Genomic DNA, 16,758 nt, shown 5'->3' with positions numbered 1-16,758 from the left:
TAACACCCAGTTTTAAGTAAAACATAGAGTGCTTATTACAGGACTGCAAATTTTTTCTTAACTAAATTCCAAAAAAAATTTCATAACTTTTTAAAAATGAGTTATGTGTTTTTTATAGAAGTAACAATAACACTATAAAAACAGGCTTTTTTACAAATTTTTGATACAGACAACTTGATATCTTTCAACATTTGCACAAAGATGGAAAAACTAAGATGCAAGAACAAAAAAGCTTTTTTTGCATCCGGGACAACTTAACCGATAGAGAGACTCCATGAGATTAAAAGCTTTGGCAGGCATCGCATTGATGTCTTACACCCTTCACTCTACTGCTGAGCTGAAAACTGAATCTGATAAGGTCAGCTACAGTCTGGGATCCATTCTTGCCGAGCAGCTTAAGCAGTTTGAAGGCATCAATGCAGACGCCCTTTCCAAAGGGATAAAAGATACTCTGGAAGGCAAACCACTGGAGCTGGAAAAACAGGAAATGTTCCAGCTTATTGAAAAAGCCCGTAAAGAGCAGGAAGAAAAACGTCAGAAGAAACTTCAGGAAGAAGCGGCCAAAAACCTTGAAAAAGGTCAGGCGTTTCTAAAAGAAAACAGCAAAAAGCCGGGTATTTCAACCCTGGAGAATGGTCTTCAGTATCGGGTAATAAAAGAAGGAAAAGGCGAAAAGCCTCTTGAAACCAGCGAAGTAACCGTTCATTACGAGGGTAAATTACTGGACAGCACTGTATTTGACAGTTCTTACGAACGTAATCAACCTGCGACGTTTAAACTCAATCAGGTGATTCGAGGCTGGACTGAAGGACTGAAAGAAATGCCTGAAGGCTCTACATGGGAGTTATTCATTCCCGCCGATCTCGCCTATGGCCCCGGAGGAATACCCGGTAGAATTGGCCCTAACGAAGTGCTGACCTTCAAAGTTGAATTAATTGAAGTTAAGAAGGATAACGCTAAAAAAGACGATAAATAACAGACCTAATAAAAAAGATCCGGACTAATAATCCGGATCTTTTTTCTCTGATCAATGCCGCTATTTTAAAGTATCTGTTGATAACGATTACTCTGAAGCCAGACAGTCTATAAAACGAGTTCCCGATGGGATTCATGCAGCACTTCAATCAGTTTATCTTCAAGCTCAAAACGTTCTTCCAGTGCTTCACCTAACTCGGAGAGAGAATTCTGAAGCATTTGAACACTACTGATACCTTCACACGTATCATTAAATCGTAAGCAAACCTGCGTGTTCATTTCCAGCTTTGGGATGATGGTCTGTGCGATTTCAACGCCTCCGTCATTAAACTCCATCCCCTCCCGAACCAGCTGTTCGTAGACTTCGAAATGCCCGGATGATGCATAATCAACCAGAATCTGACACATTTCTTCTAGTTTGTTGGCGACAGGACGCTTATCATCGTGAAATTGATCCATTCCATTAACGGAACAGAAAAGAACAATCAATTCCTGACGCTCGCTGAGCCAGCGATCAATAATCTCTGAAACGCCTCCCCAACGCTCTTTGGCCGATTTGCAACCCTCCAGCATGACAGTTCCTCTTGACGGTTGGATCTTATCATCGATATGGAAACGGCATCACTTAGTCACCGGTTATTTGATGATTCAGTTGCTAGGTTATGACAGTGAAATTTTTGCGGCAAGAGGCAAATTGCAAAATCGACATGCATTTTTTTTACTAAAACAAATCCGACTCGTTGAAACCCTTGTATTTTAGGGCTCATTTCGTTTTCAACTTGCATTTTAAAATATAAAAAAAATCTTTAATTAGAAAAAATTATTTAAAATTGAGGCTATCGCACCATTTAGTCATTTTATTTCCTCATCAAAAACCAACAATACAACGTAGGCAAAGCATTAATATTAAATGCGAGCCTCTCTTTTTCTCAGGCACTCAAACAGTCCCACTATTAACATTCCTGTAAACACAATAAGCGTCCAGCCAGGAATGGATAACCCAAGAAAAGCCCACTGCACATCAGCGCAATCACCGCTGCCCGTCAGCATAATTTTCAGAATTTCGGTGAAAGGAAGGATATCAACAAGGTATTCAATACTGGGCATACAGGCAGGCACTTCCTCGGGTGGCAGACTCTGCATCCACAGCTGCCTGCTTGCCAGCAGTGCTCCGGCCATCCCCATCAGGGCAAGAAAACCACCGTAACACCGATACCCGTTATTCACCGGATTGTGCAACACCGCCAATATTGCAACAGTGCCAAGCCCTGCCATAGCAATTCTCTGAGAAATACACAGAGGACAGGGCTCCAGATTTAAAGCAGACTGAAGATAGAAAGAAAACACCATCAGTGCAGCACTTGTAGCCGCTACTAAAAAAAAGATCAGCCTTGAACGGGGCATGGTCATGGGTAGGCCTCCATTGCTATTTTGTTGTTAAGACCAGCATTATTGAGTGGCTAGCCTTAACTTCATTTTATGCAGGGTCTGGCCTTTATTGTTTAGCGATTAAAACCTCAGTCAGACCCGTGGTAATGCTGCAGAAACTCATCAAAGCTCAAAGTATCGCTGGCTTCCAGCTGTCTCTGATTTTCTATGGATTCTTCTGCCAGTGATTCAAAATATTTCTGCCTTTCCCGGTTCACTTCGTTTTCCGCAAAGTGCGCCTGATGACGTTTGGAAAGGTCCAGAATAACATCCGTATAACTCTTTGAATCCTGCTGCAGCACGTGCATTAGCTTAGCCGATGGAGTCAGACTTACATCGTTCAGTTTGTCCTGCTGTAGTGTCAGGCTGCTGGTAAAGCGTGTTGTATTGTTTGCTTCGTCCAGAATCTGTGCAACCGGCAGCATATCTTCCAGCAGTGCCAGCCCCCAACCCTGTAGAGACACCGGGCCACGTTCAGACTCAAGCATCAGTCCCGGGCGGCGACCTTCTTCAACGGTCTTGCGGAAGTTTTCTGTTGTACGACGGCATTCCTGCTCTGTGGTCATTGCCGGGCTGTCTTTTAATCCACTGTAAACAAGGAATACATCCAGAAAATGCGCATCGGATGAGGAAATACCCAATGGCTCAAACGGGTTTATATCCAGACACCGAACCTCAATGTACTCAATACCTCTTCTGCCCAGAGCAGTCAGAGGTTTCTCGCCACGACGGGCAATGCGCTTGGGTCGGATATTACTGTAATACTCATTTTCTATCTGCAGCAGGTTGGTGTTCAGCTGCAAATATTTATCGCCCTGTTTTACACCAATTTTCTCGTAGGCCGGATAAGGTGTCTTTATCGCTTTTGACAGGCTGGCAACGTACTCTTCCACCGTGTTGTAGCAGATATTCAGAGACGACTGTGCGTTGTTTGTGTATCCCATATCACTCATACGCAAAGACGTGGCATAAGGCAGGTAGAGCGAGTCTCTATCCAGCTCCTGAAGGCTATGAGCTTCTTTGGATTCCGCAAAAAAGCTTTTACTGACGGCAGGTGAGGCACCAAACAGGTACATCAGCAGCCAGGAATAGCGCCGGAAATTGCGAATCAACCCAAGATAAAACCCGGACTGGAATGTCTGGTCATTGCCTTCAACCCCTTCACTCTGCCCCATCAGGTACCAAAGTTCAGCTGGCAGGGAAAAGTTATAGTGCAACCCCGCAATTGTCTGCATTGCTTTGCCATAGCGATGCGCAAGCCCTTCCCTGTAAACCGACTTCATCACTCCTGAATTAGAATGACCGTACTGTGCAATAGGTATACGGGCTTCTCCCTCCAGAATGGATGGCATACTGCCCGCCCATAAAAGTTCATCACCCATGACTTTGCTGGTGAATACGTGAAGCTCATTCAGAAAATCCAGAGTATCATCAATCCGGTTGTGCACCGGCGTGATAAATTCCAGCAGTGCTTCAGAGTAATCAGTGGTGATGTAAGGGTGCGTCAGCGTCTTACCCAGAACTCTGGGATGGGCAGTCTGTGCCAGCCGGGCGTCCGGACTGACCCGCAAGGCTTCTCTCTCGATCCCATGTCGTATACCGGTGAATAACTTGTGATGTTCAGGTCGCTGCAAAAGCTTCAGACGACGCTCGTAAAGAGTAGTCAAGATCAGTTCCAATTCTGTTTATATTGGCAATGACTCCGGAAGCGCCAGCCTGTCATGAAAAAACAGCCAGAGCCGGAAACAGTAGCAACATGACTTACCAGACGGGGTTTCGGTGCAAGTACTTATACTACCAAAGCCGACTATATAGCCTTAACGCTGAATATGCACCTGCAAAGCGAAAGCGGAAATCAGTGAAAAGACAATGAAACATGCAAGCTAAAGAGTCATTCATTGTTTTAATGGTATCGTTTGACTTATTTTCAACCCATTAAGAACAAATCAGTCGAAACGATAATGAAAGCGCAGGCGTATGCCTTCAGTGATCTCGTGAGCATCGGGGAACACCGTTGACGTTTCAGGTCTGCCCAATTTACGCAGTTGAGCATCACGGTTCCTTTGTTCTGCCACTTCCTGAGCCGTTTCCGGATGATCCGGAAGGTCAATGGTGATATCAAACCAGCGGGACTCGTCAATTCTGAACAACGGAATACCATAATCCTGCTGCCCTTCAACGCTGTCATCGTGATCAGGCTGATCAGAAGGCGTCTGGCCCGTTGGGTGATAAATCGTGTCCGCAGAAATACCACCTGCAAAGCCTCCCCAGACAAACAGGCAGCAGAAAAGACTTTTGATTACCTTCTGTAATGAAAAGCGATAACTACCTGAAAATTTGAGGTACACAATACTGACCAGAGACAATGAAGCGAGAATGGTAATTCCAGAACCCTTCTGAATGTAGAACGTCATCACCCGTTCTTCAACAAAAACCGGCGATAAAAATTGCACTTGAGCAAGCTAATCTTACTCACTCAAATGCAACGTTCGCATCCGTTTACTTACAGAATACTTTGTTATTTCCTCAGCTTCTTGGCGTTGGCAAACAGGTCAGCAAACGAGCCTGCTGCTTTTTCTTTCTGCCGGCTGCCACCACGCCCCTGCGACTTCTGTTGAGGTTTTCGGACACCACCAGCAGAGCGTTCACGCCTTGGTTGCTGACGGGCTTCAGCTACTTCTTCCGCCTTGTCTTTCATTCGCATGGACAGACCAATACGCTTGCGGGCAACGTCAACTTCCATGACTTTTACCTTAACAATGTCGCCTGCCTTAACCACTTCTGCCGGATCTTTGACGAAATTTTCAGACAGTGCAGAGATGTGTACCAGACCATCCTGATGAACACCTACATCGACAAACGCACCGAAGTTAGTCACGTTTGTGACTACGCCTTCCAGCTCCATGTTCAGCTTCAGATCACTGATCTTGACCACACTGTCGTCAAATTCCGGTGCCTTGAATTCAGGGCGCGGGTCACGACCCGGCTTATCCAGTTCCGAAATAATATCGGTGACCGTGGGCACACCAAAGCTTTCATCGGTAAACTCCTTCGGATCCAGACTTTTCAGGAAAGCACTGTCACCGATCAGGCTACGAACATCACGCTCAAACCGACCTCCGATTTTTTCCACAACCGAGTAGGTCTCCGGGTGAACGGCAGAAGCATCCAGTGGATTATCTCCCTTCATGATGCGCAGGAAACCCGCTGCCTGTTCAAAGGTTTTGGCGCCCATACGTTCAACGTCTTTCAACTGATCACGACTGGTGAATGCACCATTGCGGTCACGGAAAGCAACAATATTGTCTGCCAGCGTACGGTTCAGGCCGGAGACACGAGTCAACAGAGCGCTGGAGGCCGTGTTGACATCAACGCCTACGGCGTTTACACAGTCTTCCACAACCGCTTCCAGAGAACGCGACAGCTGGGTCTGGCTGACATCGTGCTGATACTGACCAACACCAATGGCTTTAGGCTCAATCTTTACCAGTTCCGCCAGTGGATCCTGCAGACGACGGGCGATGGATACCGCACCACGAATAGACACATCGAGATCAGGGAATTCACGGGCAGCCAGTTCGGATGCTGAATAAACCGATGCACCGGCTTCGCTGACAACGATCTTGGTCAGCCCCAGCTTTGGATAGGCCCGCATCAGTTCTGCCACCAGACGATCGGTTTCCCGCGAAGCCGTACCGTTACCGATACTCACCAGCTCGACACCGTGTGTCAGACACAGAGTGGCCAGTGTGCCCAGAGCTTCTTTCCACTGACGTTGCGGGGCGTGAGGGAAAATGGTCGAGTGTTCAACCAGCTTACCAGTGCCGTCTACCACGGCCACCTTAACACCGGTTCGCATACCCGGGTCCAGACCCAGCGTTGGACGAAGACCGGCAGGTGCAGCCAACAACAGGTCTTTCAGGTTTTTCGCAAAAACCTTGATTGCTTCTTCTTCAGCGCTTTCACGCACTATGCCCATCAGTTCGGTTTCCAGCTGTGGCAACAGCTTGATGCGCCAGGTCCAGCGAACCACGTCTTTCAGCCATTTATCTGCCGGGCGATCCTGGTTAACGATCTCATAAAAATCAGCAACCACCCCTTCACAAGGATGGGTTTCCAGACGGGATTCAGGCTCATTTGCCAACTTCAGGCTGGACTGCAGAACACCTTCATTGCGACCGCGCAGGATAGCCAGCATACGATGGGATGGAACATTTTTAATCGCTTCATCGTGTTCAAAGTAGTCGCGGAACTTGGCGCCTTCTTCTTCCTTGCCTTCAATAGCACGACTGGAAAGAATACCTTCTTCCCACAACATGTTGCGCAATTTACCCAGCAGTTCAGCGTTTTCACTGAAGCGCTCCATCAGGATGTAACGGGCACCTTCCAGAGCAGCTTTGGTGTCCGCCACATTGTGCTCTGCATTCACATAACCCGCGGCTTCAGCTTCCGGATCGGTTTCCGGCTGTTCAAACAGTTTGTCAGCCAGAGGCTCCAGACCCGCTTCAATCGCAATCTGGCCTTTCGTGCGACGCTTTGGCTTGTAAGGCAGGTAGAGATCTTCAAGGCGAGTTTTGGTATCTGCGTCTAGAATGTCCTTTTCCAGTTCCGGAGTCAGTTTATCCTGCTCACGAATACTGTTGAGAATGGTGGCTCTTCTGTCTTCCAGCTCACGCAGGTAGCGCAGTCTTTCTTCCAGAACCCGAAGCTGGGTGTCATCCAGACCGCCGGTAGCCTCTTTACGATAACGGGCGACAAACGGCACGGTCGCACCATCGTCCAGCAAATTAACAGCACTAACCACTTGCGCTGTTCGAACATTCAGCTCTTCTGCTATACGCTGAAAGATGATCTCCATAAAACCTTACTCGTTATTTATAACGCTTTGAATTTGGATGGAGAATTATAACGGTTCATGGTGTTTTGTCTGTAGCAATGGTTCGAAGTTTTTTAAGTTGAAGATTATGGGTAAAACTAACGTCCTGTATCTGTGCCTGATTCTGCTCTTTGCCTGCCAAAGCTCCTTTGCCTGGCGCGCAGGTTTTGACAGTCAACCCTTTCCCTATACCGAACACCCTGAATCCAGCGACAAAATGGCCTGTATGGCAGGCTACGGCATGTTCTGTTGGCGTCAAGCAACCGGTTTGCATGATCGTATTGGCGTTCAGGCATTATTCCTGACCGACGAAGAGGATGACTCGCTATTCCTTATTTCACTGGACGCGATTGGTTTCAGTCAGTCTCTGGCAGATAAGGTTCGGAAACGTCTCTCAACAGCGACCCTGTTGCCACAGGAAAATATTATTCTCACAGCAACGCATACGCACAGCAGCATAGATTTGCAGGGGCTATGGGGCGGTCTGAATAAACAACAGGAGAAGGCTATTATTGAAGCCATTGTTGAAACCGCCAGAAACGCATGGGGTAATGTGCAAAAAGTGTCTGTCCATGCCTCCACCAGTGACAAACTAACGGGCTACAACCGTCGTACAAACAACAGTAATATCATCACGCAGGTTTTGTCGCTTCAGTTGCGAAATGAACAAGATAAGCCATTTGTCACATTGTTCACACTCGGATCACATCCGGTGATTCTGGATAAAGGCAATAAAAAATTCTCATCCGACTGGGTGCATTACGCCAGGGCCGAGCTCAAGCAGAAGTTGAATGTACCCGCAATGTTCATCAACGGTGTACTGGGCGATGTGCTACCGGCTCATGGTAACCCCAGAACCTTTGCCTTCGCAGAAAAGTACGGAAACGATATTGCCAAACTCATCCTTAACAGTCTCGATAACAGCAAACCTCTCAAGTCCTCACTGAGCTATTGCACTGAAGTCATCAGCGATCAAGCGGACAATTATTCACTGGTCATGACAACCAAGGCGCTCCAGCACGGTACTGTTGATTGGGGCGACCCATTCAGCAGGTCTTATAAAACCAGAACTTCAGTTATTGTGCTGGATGATATTGTTTTACTCACAACCCCGGGAGAGCCCGTTACTGCATTGGGAATACAGCTAATGGGACTGATCAGGTATAACCCTGTAGCTGTTCTCGGGTTAACTCATGACAGTCTGGGCTACCTGATTCCTGAAAAAAACATCAGGACTGACGGTGATGAAGAAAAGCTGATGATCAGTCATGCTCTCAGCCGCAAGGTGGCTCGGTCTCTGGAGCATCTCGCCAGAAAGTGCCGTATCCGGATAGACTGAAGCGACAGCCCCCATAAGCCCTTTATCTTTTCATGTCGCGGCCGATGCCCCCAGCAGGTTAATCCAATCTTCAAGGCAAATAGCATGGCCGGCTTCGACATCTATGTATTTAAAAGCAGGGCAGATGCAGCCAATCTGGCTGCGCAGGTCTCAAGAGTTCAAAAAGAGGTGAAGGGGGAAAACGCAGGCTTTTTATCTGTTAGCTGGGCAAAATTAAAAAGCGGTATAACCCGGCAGGTTAAGATTCCCGCTTCTAACTCCAAAGCAGAGATGTCAGCGATGAAACCTGTTGTATCCAATCTGCAAGAATTGAAGGATAAAGAACTCTGCACTCGAAAGGCTTCTCCTTTTGATGTTCCTGAGGGGTTTAGCTGGAGCCATGGAAATGCTAAAAGGATGTCTCGGCATATCGTAGTGAGGCATTGGACAACACCCGGGAAAATTGATTCGAGTATGCATACTGCATTATCGATGAAAGACAAAATAGCTGACATTGATGAATATGCCACATGGACACCAAGAAAAATCAGGCTTATAAACTGGAGCAGATCCAAAAACCCATTCAAACGCTTTTTAGCCCCTATCAAGATGAAGCTAGATGATCTACTCACTCAAGATTTTCCTATAGCCCCCCCCAGTTACAGGGATGACAAAGCTCTTTATCTTGGAGACAGAACAAAATTCAGACTTCAAGCCGGTGTGGATGCTCGTCAATCAATAGCTGAAAAAGAGGCAGTAAACCCTCTTATTGATCGTCATATTGAGGTTACTGTACCCGAAACTGTATTACCTCAGGCAGACGGAGGACAGGACGAAATAACTGACAATACAGTCAAAACCGCAAACTACAAGCCACTACCATTTCAAAAAACTTCAAGCAAAGATAATCGTGAATGGCAAAGGCGAGCAGAAAAGCATTACCTACCTTGTGTAGGCTTTGATAAAGACCAATGGACTGGCAGAGAAACCTTTACGATGTTTGGTCTTGACCTTGAAAAAATGCGAAACAAATGGATCGCTGTAAAAAACCCAGAGCATCCAAATCATTACTATAAACAATTCAGTACGGAGCAAAACTGTTCTGGAATGTGCCTATCTCTTTTAAAGGAAGGTGGTGCAGGCCTGTTTTATAACTTCTCACCCTCTCTAGTCACCACCCAAAGTGATGTGGAAAAATATTCAGCAAAGCTTGTAGATAAATTAGATCGGTTAAATAAACATGTTGACGATCTCGATGAAAAAATCAGACTCTACAAAGTTCCAAATGAACCTGAACTACCTTTAAGTTCGATACCCGAAAAGCTAGTTTTTTTACTCTCAACATACTCAATGGATGAAAGCTGGAAGGCCAAAATACAAGAAGTAGCCTCTATTATCCATGAAATCGAAAATGCTCCCAGTACTCTTAAAGGTTTAACACCTATTGCTATCAGACTAACCACTTCATTAGACAGGCTGTTTAAAATAACCAGTGATAACCCTTATCTTACAGATAGACTGGAACCCGCCCTTCACGCGTTCAAAATATTAAAAAACCGCATGGAAGATGCTTATAGAGAACAGGTTGAGATGTTTGAAGACCCTTACTTTGAATAAAAACGGGAGCCAAGGCTTCCGTTTTTATTTCAGGTACTAAAGGTATAAAAGACGTTGGTTCTATATTTTTTCCGGGCTGTTCATCAGTTCAGCTTAGGACCTGCAGCCACCAGGGCTTTCCCCTCCTCGTTGTCAGTGAACTTGTTGAAATTAGTAATAAAACGATCAGCCAGATCTTTTGCTTTACGCTTCCATTCATCCTTGTCTTGATAGGTGTCCTGAGGATTCAGGATGCCATCATCCACACCGTTGACACTCTGGGGCACATGCAGGCCAAAGTACGGCATGGTTGCTGTTTCTGCCTCGTCGATTGAACCATCCATAATGGCGTCAATAATCGCGCGGGTAGCCTGAATAGAAATGCGTTTGCCAGTGCCATTCCAGCCGGTGTTAACCAGATAAGCCGTTGCACCATGCTTTTCCATCTTCGTCACCAGTTCTTCCGCATACTTGGTCGGGTGCAATGTCAGGAAAGCGGCACCAAAGCAGGAAGAAAAAGTCGGCGTTGGCTCGGTAATACCGCGCTCGGTGCCTGCCAGCTTGGCAGTAAAGCCGGACAGGAAGTGGTACTTGGTCTGCTCCGGGGTCAGCCTGGCTACCGGAGGCAAAACACCAAAGGCATCAGCCGTCAGGAAGATAACCCGCTTGGCATGACCCGCCTTGGAAACCGGTTTGACAATATTATCGATGTGATCGAGCGGATAAGATACGCGGGTATTTTCGGTCTTGGAACTGTCGTCAAAATCTATTTTTCCATCGGCATTAACAGTCACATTTTCCAGCAATGCATCACGGCGAATCGCATTGTAAATATCGGGCTCATTTTCTTCAGAGAGCTTAATGGTCTTGGCGTAGCAGCCACCTTCAAAATTGAAGACCCCATCATCATCCCAGCCATGCTCGTCATCACCAATCAATGCCCGTTTAGGGTCTGCAGACAATGTCGTCTTACCGGTACCTGATAAACCAAAGAACACAGCAACATCACCTTTCTCGCCAACATTGGCAGAACAGTGCATGGAAGCAATACCACGAAGCGGGAGCAGGTAGTTCATCAGGGCGAACATGCCCTTCTTCATTTCGCCACCGTACCAGGTGCCGCCGATAACCTGCAGTTTTTCAGTCAGATTGAAAGCAATAAAGTTTTCTGAGTTCAATCCCTGCTCTTTCCAAAGAGGATTCGTTGTTTTAGCGCCGTTCATCACAACAAAGTCAGGCTCAAAGGTCTTCAGCTCTTCTTCAGTTGGACGTATAAACATGTTTTTCACAAAGTGCGCCTGCCATGCCACCTCAGTGACAATACGAATGCTCAGGCGGGTGTCCGGGTTGGCACCACAGAAGCCGTCAATCACAAACAGTCGCTTACCAGACAGCTGCTCAGTCACCAGACCTTTCAGGTGATTCCAGACTTCCTGATTGATAGGCTTGTTGTCGTTTTTAGACTCTTCCGTGGTCCACCACATATTTTTCTCTGTGGTGTCATCCTTAACAATCCATTTATCTTTGGGAGAACGTCCTGTAAAGATTCCGGTATCTACCGCTACAGCGCCCAGCTCAGTCACAATCCCCTGTTCATAGCCTTCCAGCTCCGGTTTGGTTTCTTCTTCGAACAGGGCATCATAAGACGGGTTGTAAACGATTTCTTTAACGCCTTTGATACCCACCTCAGCCAGAGCTTCGGGGTCCAAAACGACATTTACATTGACTTCGCTCATAGCAATAGCTCTCCCAGGCTTGTAGTAGTTATATATGCTCTATTGTGAAAAACTTTGTTATCTTATGTGATTGCGCTTATTTTAGGTTATTAATTCAGCAACTAAAACTTATTTTTCGTTATATTATCTCGGCTTATTGTCATCAAAAAAATTTCTTTATTCCTAAACGGCTTTTCATGGTGGATAAGCTAACGGTTATCCCGTTAGAAAACGTTGTCTGAAGTCAAAGTTTGTCAAGTGAAGGTACTCATAGATACCTTAGGTCGGCACCGAAGTGTTGTCTTATGTTATCTATCGAGACACGGGGCGTTGATGTGCAGAAAAAAGTAGCCCGACATGATGTCAGGCTGCGTGTGAGGGAGGGAACAGTACAGGTCAGTGCGTTTTAGGCTCCTGACCATCAAACAGTGCCGTGATCTCAGCTTCCGAGAAGGTATATTTCTGGTTGCAGAACTGACAATCCATCGCTACTTCACCGCTCTCGGCAAGAATAGCGTCAATTTCTGCCCGCCCAAGGCTGTGCAAAATTTTCGCACTTCTCGGGCGCGAGCAATTGCAGCTGAATGCAACAGGTGCCTCGTCAAACAAGCGAACGTCTTCTTCGTGGTAAAGGCGGTTCAGCAGTGTTTCATGATCCAGAGACAGCAGCTCATCGCTGGTGACGGTATTCGCCAGAATAGACAGTCGGTTCCAGGATTCATCACGAGTTTCATCGGACTCTTCAACACTGGCAGGCAGAGCCTGCAACAACAGGCCGGCGCACTGATCACCATTGCTGGCAATCCAGAATTCTGTGGGCAGTTGTTCGGACTGCTGGAAGTAATCTTTCAGACTGTCTGCCAGAGATTCATGATGCAGTGGAACGATACCCTGATAGCGATTGCCTTTATGAGGGTCAACCGTCATAACCAGTGTCCCGTTACCCAGCAGAGCTTTCAGGCCATGACCAGACAGGTCAGCACCTTCTTCCCAGCGAGCCAGGGCACGGAACGTTTTCTGGTCAGTGCATTCAACCATCAGCAGCGACAAAGGGCCTTCACCTTTTGCCTGCAAACTGAGAATGCCTTCAAACTTCAGGGTGGAACTGAGCAGCATGGCAGCTGTTGCCAGTTCCCCCAGCAGTTCACGAACGTTCTGTGGGTAATCATGGGCTGCCAGAGCATCGGCAAAGCAGCTGTCCATGGAGATGATTTCGCCTCTTACATCGGCGTTATCGAACAAAAATCGTTGAGCGGAGTTTTTACTCATCATTCAGGCTTACAGCCTCTGTTGTTTTCTTAAAAAGAATTTGGGATAGAGGAGATTATAGCGACTCGCTTTTTGATTCTCATTTGTTGCTTTTACTGACCGATAACCAGTCAATAAGTCCGTCTTCTTCAGGATGACTCTATGAGTTCGAATGATTCTTCTTCAATTGGAGGTTCTCCATACACAGGGAAAATTCCTGATCCACCACCACCTCCTCCACCCGGCGTAAAAAATGGAGAGACAGTAACCAGCGTACCTGCAAAACCGTCTTTTCCTCCGCCTGCACACGACTCCTCAAAACCACCGGGTAAAACCATTGGGCAGCGCACACCCTCAGAGACAGCGCCAACCCTCAACGTAAACGAACAAAAACGCATCACCCAAGAGTTCACCGAGCAGGCCCATGAAGCCAGACAGTTGAATGCACAGGTCAATTTTATCCATTCAATTCCCGGGCTGCTGGAACAGCTGGAGCAGCCGGAACAAATGGCAGCTAATACGCCCTTTTTCATTCTGGTGAATGATGGAGGAAAACAGGTTTCACTGATTCCTCCCAGTCCGGAGTTGCTAAAAGACAAAGACAAATACCAGTTGCTCAAAACGCAACTGAAAGAACAGTTAAACGCCGTACAGGAACACTACAAAGGGTCTGAGGGTAAAGCACTTGGCGAGAGAGCACAGGATGCAGAAGCCAGACTGGCAGCCTGTCGAAACGAGCTGGAAAATGCACAGATTCCCGAACCTCCTATCACTTATCCACGGATTATTTTCACGTTCAGCTCCCTGTTAAACGCAACATCATCACAACCTGCCAGGCCAGCCACTGGTAGCGCTGCAACCGAGGAAGGTGAATACATTCTAGAACCACTTCCCCCCACTCGTCGCGGGCCGCCAAAAGCCCCACCTGGTCAACCACCTACAAAGGTTTTCCCGGATGGCTTTGATCCATCAAAGCTAACTCAACAAAATTTGAAAAAGCGTACAAAGACCGATCCACCCAAACCGGTTTCTCCTGAAGAAGTTTCTGAAGAATTTCGCCCGACGGGTGCCGGTTTAGGAAAAGTCACGGAAAGCTTTTTGCAACCTTCTAAGACAACGGGCTACGCCAGCATCTGGCACAGTGACAAGGAGGAAGCATTATCCGGCAAGCTGGCATCTGTTAACTGTGGAAATCCGGATCTGGCTCTCGGACACGGAGGCATAAACAGAGAGTTCGCTGACACCACCCCGGGAGCCATGTTCTATAAAACCATTCATGAGCGTATGCTGACTGAAGCTAAGACCAAAGGTGAGTATGTTTCATTTCGCCCCGGCCAATTTGGAAAACACGCGTCCATGTTATCTGGCGCTGCAGCCTATCAACCGCCGGGCGCCAAAAATAACGAAGGCACCATTTTTATTGATGTTTTTAATAAGTCCTTCCCTGAAGCTGATCCTGCAAACGGAGCCATGATCTACGCCATTCCTCCAGATGGCTCTGCCGGAGCCAACAGCAACTATCCGGACACAGAAGAAGGTAAGCAAAAATGGCTGGCATCCATAAAACAATTCAGTGCCAATATTCTTCTGGCACAAAATCAATGGAATATTGATGCAAAAAAGCATGGCCTTCCCCAATTGCCCATTCTGAGATCACCCCTGATTGGCGGTGGTTACTTCATGCACCCCAAAGCCGATAAAAATGAACTGGCAGCCGCTATACGAACAGGCTTTGATGAGACATTGAGTACACTGGACAAAAATAAAAAACTCACCATTACTGATATCCAGTACGAAGAAACAGCAGGAGAACATTTCAAGAACGTTAAACCTCTAAAAAGCAAAGAGGAGTAAAGAGTCATGCCCCCACCAACGGATAGGCCTACCAGAGGGGCTCCGACTTTCCCCTACACACCACCTCCTCAAACACCCTCGCCTCCGTCTTCGGACAATGGGCGAATATCAACGGCAAAGGGCACTCGCCATACGCCTTCGACCGGGGTAACAGAGCAATCCAGTGCGAACCCTCTGGGGGAGCGAAGCATTAACCCTCACGCTTCAGAATCTAATGTTAATGAAGCAGCATACACGGATCGTTTAAAGAACCGTTTTGGTCAACAGTGGAATACCGTTCAGTCAATGCGTGCCCAAAATCATATGCTGGAACAGCTTGATGCGATAATACAAAGCCTCAACGCTCCGGAACCATCCCCGAACAACCAACCGTTTACGATTATCCACATCAACGAAAACGGCGAAATGAATCGTCTGGTTCCCCCCGACAAAAAAGCTTTTCAGCAAGACCCGGCAAAAGCAGATAGCGCCAGAAGCCAGCTGACAGACAGTATTCGAAAAATCGATAAGTACTATACCCGGGAAAAAACCAGCGAATTCAGAAATGAATTAAACGACGCTGAAGCCATTTTAGTCGGATTTGCAGCACAACTTCAGGGCAGAGGCATCAACACGCCTCCAATACCCAAAGGTTTTGCATCTATTTCAATCAATGATTTCTTACGCACCCGCCAAACCGATACAACCCCGGCGACTTCATCAGCAAGACCCGCCCAACCGTCTCCGGTAGAAACGCCTGCCAAAGATGATTGGCACTATCAGCCAGAACCAGCTCATCAGCCAGAAATCAGGATGCCTTATCAGGAAAGCCCTCCTCCCCCGCCTCCACCTCCGGGTATGAGTAAACCACCGCCTCCCCCACCGCCGCCACCTCCACCCGCCGAGGCAAAAGGCGAGAAGAAACCACCCAACCAGAGGGGTTATCTCAACCCGGATGTCTCGCCTGATAGTCTGGCAGAACAACCAGCCTACCTCGCAGCGGTCAATAGATTCAGGGTATTTCAGGATCCTGCTAAAAAAGCTGGACCTGTCAGCCTGTCAGCCCCATTGGCACTGGAAGCAGGCGATCCTCAGCATAAAGCGACAGACCCTCGATTTGGCAATACGCATACTTCCCGGAAAGCATTACTGTTTGAGTTGCTAATAAAGCAACATCGCATGTCTACACACCCAGAAGCTGTATACTTAAATAGCGACATTGTTCGACTTATCCAGCTGGGAATCATGGCAACCGGGGTATCAGAACAGGATCTGCTGAACAAAAAGCCTGATCCCCGTGCTGAAGCGGAATGCAAAGCATTTCTTCTTGAGTGTGAATCTGTCACACCTCCTGTTGCCGATTTCGTTGCCGGCATTGTTGCAGGCACAGGGCATCAGGACAGCCTTGCGGCAAAAGTGATGAGAGATACTATTCGCCTTGAAGACATGCGCTTTTGTGATGACTTCGACATTAACCGCCTTGAAAGCAATCAGGATTATGAGCTTCCGATGGTGCAACAACAATTAGCTACCCGGTTTTGTGATCAATGGCGAAGACTGCTGGCACGGGAAGGTGAGCTCACCAACGCGGCTCAACTACAGAACAGAGCCACGAGTGTACCTCCAACCGTACCCAATTATCTGCCACAGGACGATGCAAACCTGAGAGCCCGGCTGGACAAAGAGGAGAACCCTTATGACAGGCACGTTGAGCTGCTTTATGAAGACGACCAGCTCGGTTTTCTGAAAAACCTGCTTGAGCAATGAAT

General features: G+C 47.3%; 12 protein-coding genes. 5 read left to right on the top strand and 7 right to left on the bottom strand.

Translation table 11 applies throughout. The features are described from left to right. Positions 1-274: 274 nt before the first annotated feature. Positions 275-976 (top strand): BamJ family beta-barrel-assembly machinery protein, encoded by a 702-nt coding sequence (locus EZMO1_RS02050; RefSeq protein WP_034879412.1) that lies wholly within the window; start codon positions 275-277, stop codon positions 974-976. Between the two features lie 107 nt (positions 977-1,083). On the opposite strand, the gene EZMO1_RS02045 is transcribed toward EZMO1_RS02050, so the two are convergent. The 5 genes from EZMO1_RS02045 to EZMO1_RS02025 all read right to left on the bottom strand — a co-directional run bounded on the left by EZMO1_RS02045 (position 1,084) and on the right by EZMO1_RS02025 (position 7,261). Then, positions 1,084-1,548, bottom strand: coding sequence for an Rsd/AlgQ family anti-sigma factor (locus EZMO1_RS02045; protein WP_034879413.1), 465 nt, complete (start codon positions 1,546-1,548; stop codon positions 1,084-1,086). Positions 1,549-1,881: 333 nt separating this feature from the next. Continuing rightward, a complete protein-coding gene (locus EZMO1_RS02040; protein ID WP_034879414.1) occupies positions 1,882-2,385 on the bottom strand; it encodes a disulfide bond formation protein B in 504 nt (167 codons plus the stop codon). A gap of 107 nt (positions 2,386-2,492) precedes the next feature. Continuing rightward, positions 2,493-4,070 carry a glutamate--cysteine ligase gene (gene gshA, locus EZMO1_RS02035; protein WP_034879529.1) on the bottom strand — a complete coding sequence of 526 codons (1,578 nt, stop codon included), beginning with the start codon at positions 4,068-4,070 and terminating at the stop codon, positions 2,493-2,495. Between the two features lie 279 nt (positions 4,071-4,349). After that, positions 4,350-4,856, bottom strand: a complete 507-nt coding sequence (locus tag EZMO1_RS02030; RefSeq protein ID WP_034879415.1) for a hypothetical protein — start codon at positions 4,854-4,856, stop codon at positions 4,350-4,352. Between the two features lie 65 nt (positions 4,857-4,921). Continuing rightward, positions 4,922-7,261: a Tex family protein gene (locus tag EZMO1_RS02025; protein WP_034879416.1), complete on the bottom strand. Its 2,340-nt coding sequence runs from the start codon at positions 7,259-7,261 to the stop codon at positions 4,922-4,924. A 106-nt stretch (positions 7,262-7,367) separates the two neighbouring features. Here EZMO1_RS02025 and EZMO1_RS02020 point away from each other — a divergent pair, with 106 nt between their 5' ends. Beyond that, complete coding sequence (locus EZMO1_RS02020; RefSeq protein WP_034879417.1) at positions 7,368-8,618, top strand: neutral/alkaline non-lysosomal ceramidase N-terminal domain-containing protein; 1,251 nt, start codon at positions 7,368-7,370, stop codon at positions 8,616-8,618. Positions 8,619-8,702: 84 nt separating this feature from the next. Next, a complete protein-coding gene (locus EZMO1_RS02015; protein WP_034879418.1) occupies positions 8,703-10,214 on the top strand; it encodes a hypothetical protein in 1,512 nt (503 codons plus the stop codon). Between the two features lie 83 nt (positions 10,215-10,297). On the opposite strand, the gene pckA is transcribed toward EZMO1_RS02015, so the two are convergent. Both pckA and hslO read right to left on the bottom strand, forming a co-directional pair. Then, the gene (gene pckA / locus EZMO1_RS02010; RefSeq protein ID WP_034879419.1) at positions 10,298-11,929 is read right to left on the bottom strand and encodes a phosphoenolpyruvate carboxykinase (ATP); all 1,632 of its coding nucleotides are present in this window, start codon (positions 11,927-11,929) and stop codon (positions 10,298-10,300) included. 375 nt (positions 11,930-12,304) lie between these two features. Further along, positions 12,305-13,180: an Hsp33 family molecular chaperone HslO gene (hslO, locus tag EZMO1_RS02005; RefSeq protein WP_034879420.1), complete on the bottom strand. Its 876-nt coding sequence runs from the start codon at positions 13,178-13,180 to the stop codon at positions 12,305-12,307. A gap of 138 nt (positions 13,181-13,318) precedes the next feature. On the opposite strand from hslO, the gene EZMO1_RS02000 reads away from it, so the two are divergent. Together EZMO1_RS02000 and EZMO1_RS26465 are read left to right on the top strand one after the other, a co-directional pair. Then, on the top strand, positions 13,319-15,010 hold the full coding sequence (locus EZMO1_RS02000; RefSeq protein ID WP_034879421.1) for a hypothetical protein: 1,692 nt from the start codon (positions 13,319-13,321) through the stop codon (positions 15,008-15,010). A gap of 6 nt (positions 15,011-15,016) precedes the next feature. Next, positions 15,017-16,756, top strand: coding sequence for a hypothetical protein (locus tag EZMO1_RS26465; RefSeq protein ID WP_160174129.1), 1,740 nt, complete (start codon positions 15,017-15,019; stop codon positions 16,754-16,756). Positions 16,757-16,758: the final 2 nt, after the last annotated feature.

It is taken from the genome of Endozoicomonas montiporae CL-33 (assembly GCF_001583435.1).
GTDB lineage: Bacteria > Pseudomonadota > Gammaproteobacteria > Pseudomonadales > Endozoicomonadaceae > Endozoicomonas_A > Endozoicomonas_A montiporae.
Note: the sequence above shows the minus strand (reverse complement) of the source record. Positions and strands in the feature narration are given on the sequence as shown.

Excerpts from the sequence above, each read along its gene's own strand:
- pckA (WP_034879419.1), bottom strand. The coding sequence starts at position 11,929 with ATGAGCGAAGTCAATGTAAATGTCGTTTTGGACCCCGAAGCTCTGGCT.
- EZMO1_RS02045 (WP_034879413.1), bottom strand. The coding sequence starts at position 1,548 with ATGCTGGAGGGTTGCAAATCGGCCAAAGAGCGTTGGGGAGGCGTTTCA.
- EZMO1_RS02025 (WP_034879416.1), bottom strand. The coding sequence starts at position 7,261 with ATGGAGATCATCTTTCAGCGTATAGCAGAAGAGCTGAATGTTCGAACA.
- EZMO1_RS02040 (WP_034879414.1), bottom strand. The coding sequence starts at position 2,385 with ATGACCATGCCCCGTTCAAGGCTGATCTTTTTTTTAGTAGCGGCTACA.
- EZMO1_RS02020 (WP_034879417.1), top strand. The coding sequence starts at position 7,368 with ATGGGTAAAACTAACGTCCTGTATCTGTGCCTGATTCTGCTCTTTGCC.
- hslO (WP_034879420.1), bottom strand. The coding sequence starts at position 13,180 with ATGATGAGTAAAAACTCCGCTCAACGATTTTTGTTCGATAACGCCGAT.
- EZMO1_RS02050 (WP_034879412.1), top strand. The coding sequence starts at position 275 with ATGAGATTAAAAGCTTTGGCAGGCATCGCATTGATGTCTTACACCCTT.
- EZMO1_RS02000 (WP_034879421.1), top strand. The coding sequence starts at position 13,319 with ATGAGTTCGAATGATTCTTCTTCAATTGGAGGTTCTCCATACACAGGG.
- EZMO1_RS02015 (WP_034879418.1), top strand. The coding sequence starts at position 8,703 with ATGGCCGGCTTCGACATCTATGTATTTAAAAGCAGGGCAGATGCAGCC.
- EZMO1_RS26465 (WP_160174129.1), top strand. The coding sequence starts at position 15,017 with ATGCCCCCACCAACGGATAGGCCTACCAGAGGGGCTCCGACTTTCCCC.